Raw genomic sequence first — 6,897 nt, 5'->3', positions numbered from 1 at the left:
GCGAGGCGGCGCAGCCGGAGGGCGGCCGAACGGCGGTCGGCGAGGATCTCGGCGAGCAGCGCCTCGTCGTCGCAGCGCAGGTACGACGAGGCCGCGCCGACGCGCAGCCGGCCGTGGCGGCGTGCCACGTCCTCGACGAGGTAGACCAGCGGCTGGGGGAGCGGGGTGCGGGAGTGCTCGGTGAGGAAGGCGAGGACGTCGGACGCCGCCTGTCCGGCGTCCAGCGCCCGCCGTACCGAGTCTGGTGTGAAGCGGTAGACCGTGGCGCCGCCCTTGGACTCGATGTCCGCGAGCACGGCGAGCCGTTGGGCCAGCGGGCGGTGCAGCGGGCCCGGCGCGACGGCGGTGAGGTCCGCCTGGACGAGGACGTGGTCGAGCGGTTCCGGCAGGAGTGGTGTGAGGACGGCGGCGGCCGCGGCCTCGGCGCGCCGGGTGCGGTCGGGTCCGGGGCCGGCTTGGCCGGTGTGCGTCGGTCCGGTGTGCGTCGGTCCGGTGTGCGTCGGTCCGGTGTGCGTCGGTCCGGTGTGTGCCGGTTCTGTGTGCGTCAGCAGGGTGCGGCCGGGGGCCGAGAGGGCGCCGCGGCCGGTGACGCCGAGGAGTTCGGCCTCGGCGAGTGCCCAGCGGGCGAGCCGGGACCGGAGGTCCTCGGCGGCCGGCACGCCCGGGTAGGCGGATCCGCCAGGCCCACCCGGGTCGGACAAGCCGTACGGACCCGCTGGGCTCGCCGGGCTTGCGGGTCCGGCCGGGCCCGTCGATCCGGCCGAGCCCGCCACCCCCGCTCCGGGGGAGCGCGGCGGGCGCTCCCACGCCAGGCGCGCGAGCAGCGCGTCGGCGGGGACGGCCGCCCCCGCCGGGAGCTCCGCGAGCAGGGTGAGGACCCGGCGCCGGACCTCCGGCGCGGGCGAGCGGTCGAGGTCGGGGCCGAGCGCGGACAGCGTGCGGCCCTTGGCGTCCCTGGTGCCCACGAGGCCGGGGGTACGGGTGGTGGCGAGCCAGGCGGCGGCCAGCCACGCCCAGCGCTCGGCGGCCGGGAGGTCCAGCCACTCGTCGTACGCCGGGGTGGGCGCGTACCGCTCGTCCACGTCGCCGTCCGACGCCAACAGGCCCGATGTGTAGGCGAGTTCGGCCCAGAACGCGGCGACGGGGCCGGGGACGTCGAGGACGGTCGCGGCCCGCTTGAGGTCGCGGACGCTCAGCCCGCCCGCGCGCAGCACCAGCGGGCCCGCGGTCTCCCAGTCCGCCAGCAGCTCCTCGACGGCGGAGAGCGCGGCGAACGCCTGCCCGGCCGCCGTCCCGTCCACCGTCTCCGGCGCGTACTGCGTGACGGGCGCCGGCACGGGCGCCGTCGGCTCGGGCGCGCGGTGCGCCCGTCCGCCGCGCAGGTGCAACGCCGCCTCCCGGGGCAGGACGACGCCGCCGGGCCCGGTCGGCAGCAGCAGCCCCCGGTCCAGCAGCCAGCGCAGGTGCGGGGCCGGATCGGCGGTCACCGTGCCGTACGGCGGCCCCCAGACGAGGCGTTCGAGCACCTCTCGCGCTTCCCCGGGCGCCGCGGCCAGCAGCGCCGCCATCCGGGCGCGGTCCTCGAACAGCTCCGTCAGCGCGGCGACCGCCGTCACCGGATCGTGGGTGGCGGGCAGCCCGGCCGCCTCGATGATCTTTTGCAGCCGACCGGGTGACATGCCGGCCGTGGCCTCGGCGACGGTCGGGCCGAGACCGGTGGCCGAGGGCCGCGTCGCGGTCGGGGCCAGCAGCTCGCGGGCCGTACGGACCAGGCGCAGCCGGTCGTCCCCGCCCCACACCAGCGCCTGCCGCCGCAGCTCCGCGACGGCGCGCGGCAGCTCGGCCGCGACGCGCGGGTCGGTCGGGTCGGCAGGACCGGCCGGGTCGGCAGGACCGGTCGGGCCGGTCCGGTCCGCGGGGCCGGTCGGTTCGTCGCCCGTCATCAGCGCGGCCAGCCGGTCGTACGGGCACGGGTCCGGCGCCACGGCCAGCGCCTCCGCGACCTGGAGCACGTACCGGTCCAGCCGGTCCAGCGCCCGCACCACGGACGCGCGCGTGGCCGCCCGGGTGGCGAGCTGGGTGAGGTCCCCCGGGACCGGGTTCAGCAGGTCGGGCCGGGCCCGCAGCAGCCCCGCCAGGGCCTCGTCGGGCCGCTCCCGCAGCTCCTCGGCGAGGGTGCGCGGCCCTCCGCCGGCCCTGCCGCCGCCGCTGCCGGTCTCCCGAGAAGTGGTCATTCTGCTTACGGTACCGGGTGGGCGGCCTGGGGGCGGGGGACCGCGGTCGCCGTGGCCCCCCGCCCCGACGTGACGGGCGGGGCCGCCGGCCTGGCGCCGGAGCTCGGTGAGCCGGCGGTGCGGGGCGCGGACGCGATCGAGGGCCACGCCGTGGGTGTCACCGTCGGCGGCGGTTCGCGCCGTCTCCCGGACTCGTACGGACGTGCCTCGCCGGGACGCCAGGGAGAGGGAGAGGCTGCCCTTCGCGGAGCTCGTGAGACCCGGGGCTCCGGGGCGCGCGGAAGCGCCGGTGAGAGTACGCCGCCCCGGCGCCGCGCGCCACCAGGGCCCCGCGCGTCCGAAGCTCGTGCCTCGAACCCGAAGCTCGTGCCTTGAACCCGAAGCCCGCGTCTCGAACCCGAAGCTCGTGCCTCGAACGTCCCGTTCGTCCCCGCTGTTCGCCCTCCCGGGCGCCCCCGGCCGTTCTCGCGGACAGCCGGGGGACGAGCGGGTACCGTCGGTTCCGGGCGGCGGCGAGGCGTCGGAGGCCATCGGGGAGCTTGGGGGACGTGGTGGGGATCGAGAGCGATCAGCTCGTCTACGACTACCTCAGCAAGGTGGGCGACATAGCCCAGCGGCGCTCCCTCACGTCCGGGGACCGGATGCGCCTGGTCACCCGGCTGCGCACGGAGATCGAGCGCCGCCGGGCGGTCGAGGGCGCCGACACGCCGGCCGCCGTGCGCCGCATCCTCGACGGACTGGGCACGCCCGACGAGGCGGTGTCCGGCGCGGGCGGTGACGGGGAGGGGACCACCGGACGCGTCCCCACGCAGCGCCGGCACCGCGGGCCGGGCGGGAGCGGCGGAGCGGGTGCGGAAGTGTGGACGGAAGCGCGGCCGGAGACGGGCGCGGCTTCCGGGCCGGGCTCCGGACCCGGGACGGGCGCGGTGCGTTTCCCCGACACGGGCGCGCCCCCGCACTTGGCCACCGAGGAGGAGCTGCGCGGCCCGGCCGCCCCCGCCGGGACGGCGGACGAGTGGTGGCGGGTCGAGCGCACGCCCTTCGACACGGGAGGCACGGGAGGCACAGGAGGCACAGGAGGCACAGGAGGCACAGGAGGCACAGGAGGCACAGGAGGCACAGGAGGCACAGGAGGCGCGGGCGGCGGGACGACACACGGCTTCACCGGCGGGATAGAGATCCCGGACATGCTCAAGCCCCCGCCCGGCCCGGAAGAGCTCACCCGGCAGCGGGCGGAGGCGGGTGCGGGGCCCGGAGTCGGGGCCGGGGCAGGGACGGAAGCGGTTCCCGGCGGGCGGTCCGGCGACGCCCTGCGTCCGTCCGCCGCCGTCGGCGAGCAGGCGCCCTCCGGGGCGGGCGCCGCCTCCCGCCGCCGCGGGCTGTTCCGCCGCGCGGGCGGTGCCGCGGCCGGCGGCCCAGCGGGCGCGGACGGCGCCGGGGCGGGCGAAGGCGCGGGCGGGAGCGCCGCGGGGACCATCCCCGTGAGTCCGATGCTCGCCCTGGTGGCGATCCTGCTCGTCGCCGGTGCGGTGCTCGGCCAGTGGATCCTCATGGCGGCCGGCTGGGGCCTCGCCTACATCACGCGCAGGCTCACCCAGGCCGAGTCCAAGTGGGCCGTGATGGGCGTCCCGGGCCTGGCGGCGGGCGCCGCCCTGGTCTGGCTCTGGGGCCGCCTCGAACACCGCTGGGGCGCGCCGATAGCCGAGGGCGAGCTGGGCGCCGCCCTGGCCGACACCGTCCCGTTCGTCGTCCGGGGGGCCGCCATCGGCTCGGCGCTGTTCGTGCTGTGGCGCGCGCGACGCCCGGGGTGACACCGACTCACCGCGCACGTACGGGCGTTCAGGGCGCGCCGGGCCCCCGTCGCAGGCACCAGGTGCGGGGCCCGTCGTCCGGCAGGCGTACCTCGGCCGTGACCCGGAACCCGAGCCGCTCGTAGAAGCGCACGTTCCGCTCGGTGGCGGTCTCCAGGTACACCGGGTGTCCGGCGCGGTCGGCGGCCGCCAGGCCGGGGGCCAGGACCGCGCCGCCGAGGCCCTTGCCCTGGTGGGCGGGGTCCACGCCGACCGTCGCCAGGAACCAGGCGGGTTCCCGGGGCCGGTGCGGTTCCAGCGCCCGTTCGGCGGCCTCGAAGGCGGGCGCGCGGTCCCCGGCCAGCTCCGCGACGAGCGGCAGCACCTCCGCGAACGCGGGGCTCGGGTCCCGTTCGGGCGTCGTCCACACGGCGACCGCGACGGCGTCCCCGCCGCCGTCCGCCTCCCCGCCGCCGTCCGCCTCCTCGCCCCCCGCCGTCACCCACACCCGTCCGTACGCCATGCCCACCCGCTCCAGGAACAGGTGTTGGAGGCGGCGGATCCGGTCCTCGTGGTCGTCGGCCGCGACGGTGTGCAGGGTGAACGGGTAGTGGGCGAACGCACGGGTGAGAGTTCGGACGGACGAGGGCACGTCCCGCGAAGTGGCGGGCCGTACGGGGTGGGTGGGGACGGTGTGGAGGTCCATGCCGGATGAACGGCCGGATGGCGATGGGTCGTTCCCGTGCGGAGGGGTATGCGGCGTGCCGTGCTCCGCTTGGGGCGCGGCCGGACGCGCGCGGATGCGGCGGGTGTCCGGCGGGGCCCGGTCCGGTACCGGCCGACTCCCCGTCAAGGGTGGGGAGTCGGGGCGCCGGTGAGTAGCGTCGGCACACGCAAGGTCCGCGCTTTCAGGCAACGCCTTCAGGCAATGCTTTCGGACAAGGGAGGAAACATGAAACTCCGTTCCCGTGTCGCGGCTGTCACCGCCTCGCTGACCCTGGCGGGCGGAGCGGTGGCCGGGCTGGCGGCACCCGCTTCCGCGTCGGTCGTGGAGGCCGACGCGACCCCCGCCGCCTCCGCCGCCCGCACCGCTTCCGACACCCGCACCGCTTCCGACACCCGCACCGCTTCCGACGCTCCGGCCGCCTTCACCTGCGACGGCTGGCGGTACCTGCGGGGCGACAACGGCCACGGCGCGTCCATCCGGTGCTATGGGGGCCCGTTCACCGCCTACGCCGTCTGCCACCGCGCCGACGGCGTCGAGTACCTCCGCTTCGGCGACCGGGTCCGCTCCGGCCGCACGTCGACGGTGTGGTGCGACCTCAACGGCGAGGTCATCGACGCCGGGGCACTCCGGGGCTGACGAGCCCGTCTGCAAGCCCGTAAGCCCTACAGGGCTGTCTCCCCGTCCTCGCCGACGAGCGCGGCGCCCTCCCGGCAGTCGCGGCACAGGTCGGGGCGGGGAGACCGGAAGGCGCGTTCGCAGCCGTCGCAGGTCTGGAGCGGAACGGGCGGGGGCGGCGCGGGCGGCGGCTGACCGGGTTCCAGGTCCCAGGGCGCCGTCCCTGGTACGGCCTCCGTCACGGCCTCCGTCACGACCTCCGTCACGACCTCCGTCACGACCTCCGTCACGCCCGGGAGCTCCGGTGGACCTGCGGGCAGGGCGGGCGGCAGCCAGTAGGTGAGCCGGTGCCGGAGGAGGCGCGCGGGCCAGGTGATGCGGCCGACCGGGAGGTCGGCGGTCAGCGTGCGCACGATCTGTCGGGCTCCGACGTCCCGGTCGAGCCAGGCCCGGACGGCGGGCGAGAGCTGCCGTACGTCCTTCTCGGAGAGCAACAGGCGCGGGTCGTGGCGGCGGAGCCCGGCGAGCAGCTCGGCGGCGGGCCCGTCCGGCGCGGGGAGCGGCAGCTCGGGGGCGGGTGCGGGTACTGATCGCGGCGGAGGCGCCTCATCCGGCGCCGGCTCCTTCCGGACGAGACCGACGGGCGGCGCGCCCTTCGTGCGGCGGTCGACTCCCTTACGCCGAGGTGCGGCAGGCGCGGCGTCGTCTCCCCCCGGCCGGTCGTACCAGTGCGTGGCGGTGACGACGCGTCCCTCCGCCGTCCGGACGCGCTCCCGCCGCAGGTAGCCGGCCTGCTCCAGCTCGCGCAGCCCGCGCGCGATGGTGATCTCGCCTTCGCGGAACCGCCTGGTCAGGTCCTTGATCCCGACGTTCGCGCCGTCGGGCAGCGACTGCACGTACACGCCGATCCCGATCGCGACGAGGGACAACTCCCGGTGCTGGGCAAGGTGGTTGCCGACGACGGTGAAGTGAGCGGTGTGCCGGTGCCGGACGTGGGTCACTCCGGCGAGCGGCATGGGGCTCGCGGATGCGTGCGCGCTAAACTGGGTCCCAGTCATGGGGAAGGGTTCGCTTCCTTGATGATCAGGCCCTCGTTCGGGATTGCCGTCCCTGCGAGGGCCGTCGTCGTTTTGGCGGTCGTTCTTGGCGGTGTCGGCGCGACGCTACCGCGCCGAACGCGGCGCTTGCCACCGTGTCACCTGATGGGGTGACAGGGGTGGGTTGGGCGGGAAAAAGTCCTCTCCATCCGTACTCAACCGGACGTCCCGTTGCGCCGGTTCGCGGTCACCCGGAGCGCGGCGGACCGGATCCCGGAACCCTCGATCCGGCCTTGGGGCGAGTGAGCCTCTCCCCGACACTTGAACGCGTTCAAAAACGGGTCTACTGTCTCCCTCGGACGAAGTTTTGAACATGTTCAAGAGGGGGCGGGAGATGGACCTCGCGATATTCACGTACATCGCGACGATGCTGTTCGACACGGTGCTGGCGGGCTGGACGGACTGGCTCTGAGCGACCGGGCGGCGCCCGGCTA

General features: G+C 76.4%; 5 protein-coding genes. 2 read left to right on the top strand and 3 right to left on the bottom strand.

Annotated features, from left to right (window positions below; all coding sequences use genetic code 11):
• Positions 1 to 2,234, bottom strand: a 2,234-nt coding sequence (locus tag JNW98_RS12570; RefSeq protein WP_223768247.1) for a helicase-associated domain-containing protein, incomplete at its 3' end; no start/stop codon positions are given.
• Between the two features lie 548 nt (positions 2,235 to 2,782).
• Between JNW98_RS12570 and JNW98_RS12565 the strand changes: the two genes are divergently transcribed.
• Positions 2,783 to 4,045 carry a hypothetical protein gene (locus JNW98_RS12565; RefSeq protein ID WP_223768254.1) on the top strand — a complete coding sequence of 421 codons (1,263 nt, stop codon included), beginning with the start codon at positions 2,783 to 2,785 and terminating at the stop codon, positions 4,043 to 4,045.
• Positions 4,046 to 4,073: 28 nt separating this feature from the next.
• Here the strand turns inward: JNW98_RS12565 and JNW98_RS12560 are convergent, their stop codons facing one another.
• Positions 4,074 to 4,730: a GNAT family N-acetyltransferase gene (locus tag JNW98_RS12560; RefSeq protein WP_223768246.1), complete on the bottom strand. Its 657-nt coding sequence runs from the start codon at positions 4,728 to 4,730 to the stop codon at positions 4,074 to 4,076.
• 246 nt (positions 4,731 to 4,976) lie between these two features.
• Between JNW98_RS12560 and JNW98_RS12555 the strand changes: the two genes are divergently transcribed.
• A complete protein-coding gene (locus tag JNW98_RS12555) occupies positions 4,977 to 5,387 on the top strand; it encodes a hypothetical protein (protein WP_223768245.1) in 411 nt (136 codons plus the stop codon).
• Between the two features lie 26 nt (positions 5,388 to 5,413).
• Here the strand turns inward: JNW98_RS12555 and JNW98_RS12550 are convergent, their stop codons facing one another.
• Positions 5,414 to 6,382, bottom strand: a complete 969-nt coding sequence (locus tag JNW98_RS12550) for a helix-turn-helix domain-containing protein (RefSeq protein ID WP_223768244.1) — start codon at positions 6,380 to 6,382, stop codon at positions 5,414 to 5,416.
• Positions 6,383 to 6,897: the final 515 nt, after the last annotated feature.

This window comes from Streptomyces huiliensis (assembly GCF_020037025.1).
Classification (GTDB): Bacteria; Actinomycetota; Actinomycetes; order Streptomycetales; family Streptomycetaceae; genus Streptomyces; species Streptomyces huiliensis.
The sequence above is the reverse complement of the archived record's forward strand: the minus strand, read 5'-3'. Positions and strand labels throughout refer to the sequence as shown.

Bases quoted from the DNA above. Each gene is read 5' to 3' on its own strand.
- JNW98_RS12560 (WP_223768246.1), bottom strand. From the start codon at position 4,730: ATGGACCTCCACACCGTCCCCACCCACCCCGTACGGCCCGCCACTTCG.
- JNW98_RS12555 (WP_223768245.1), top strand. From the start codon at position 4,977: ATGAAACTCCGTTCCCGTGTCGCGGCTGTCACCGCCTCGCTGACCCTG.
- JNW98_RS12550 (WP_223768244.1), bottom strand. From the start codon at position 6,382: ATGCCGCTCGCCGGAGTGACCCACGTCCGGCACCGGCACACCGCTCAC.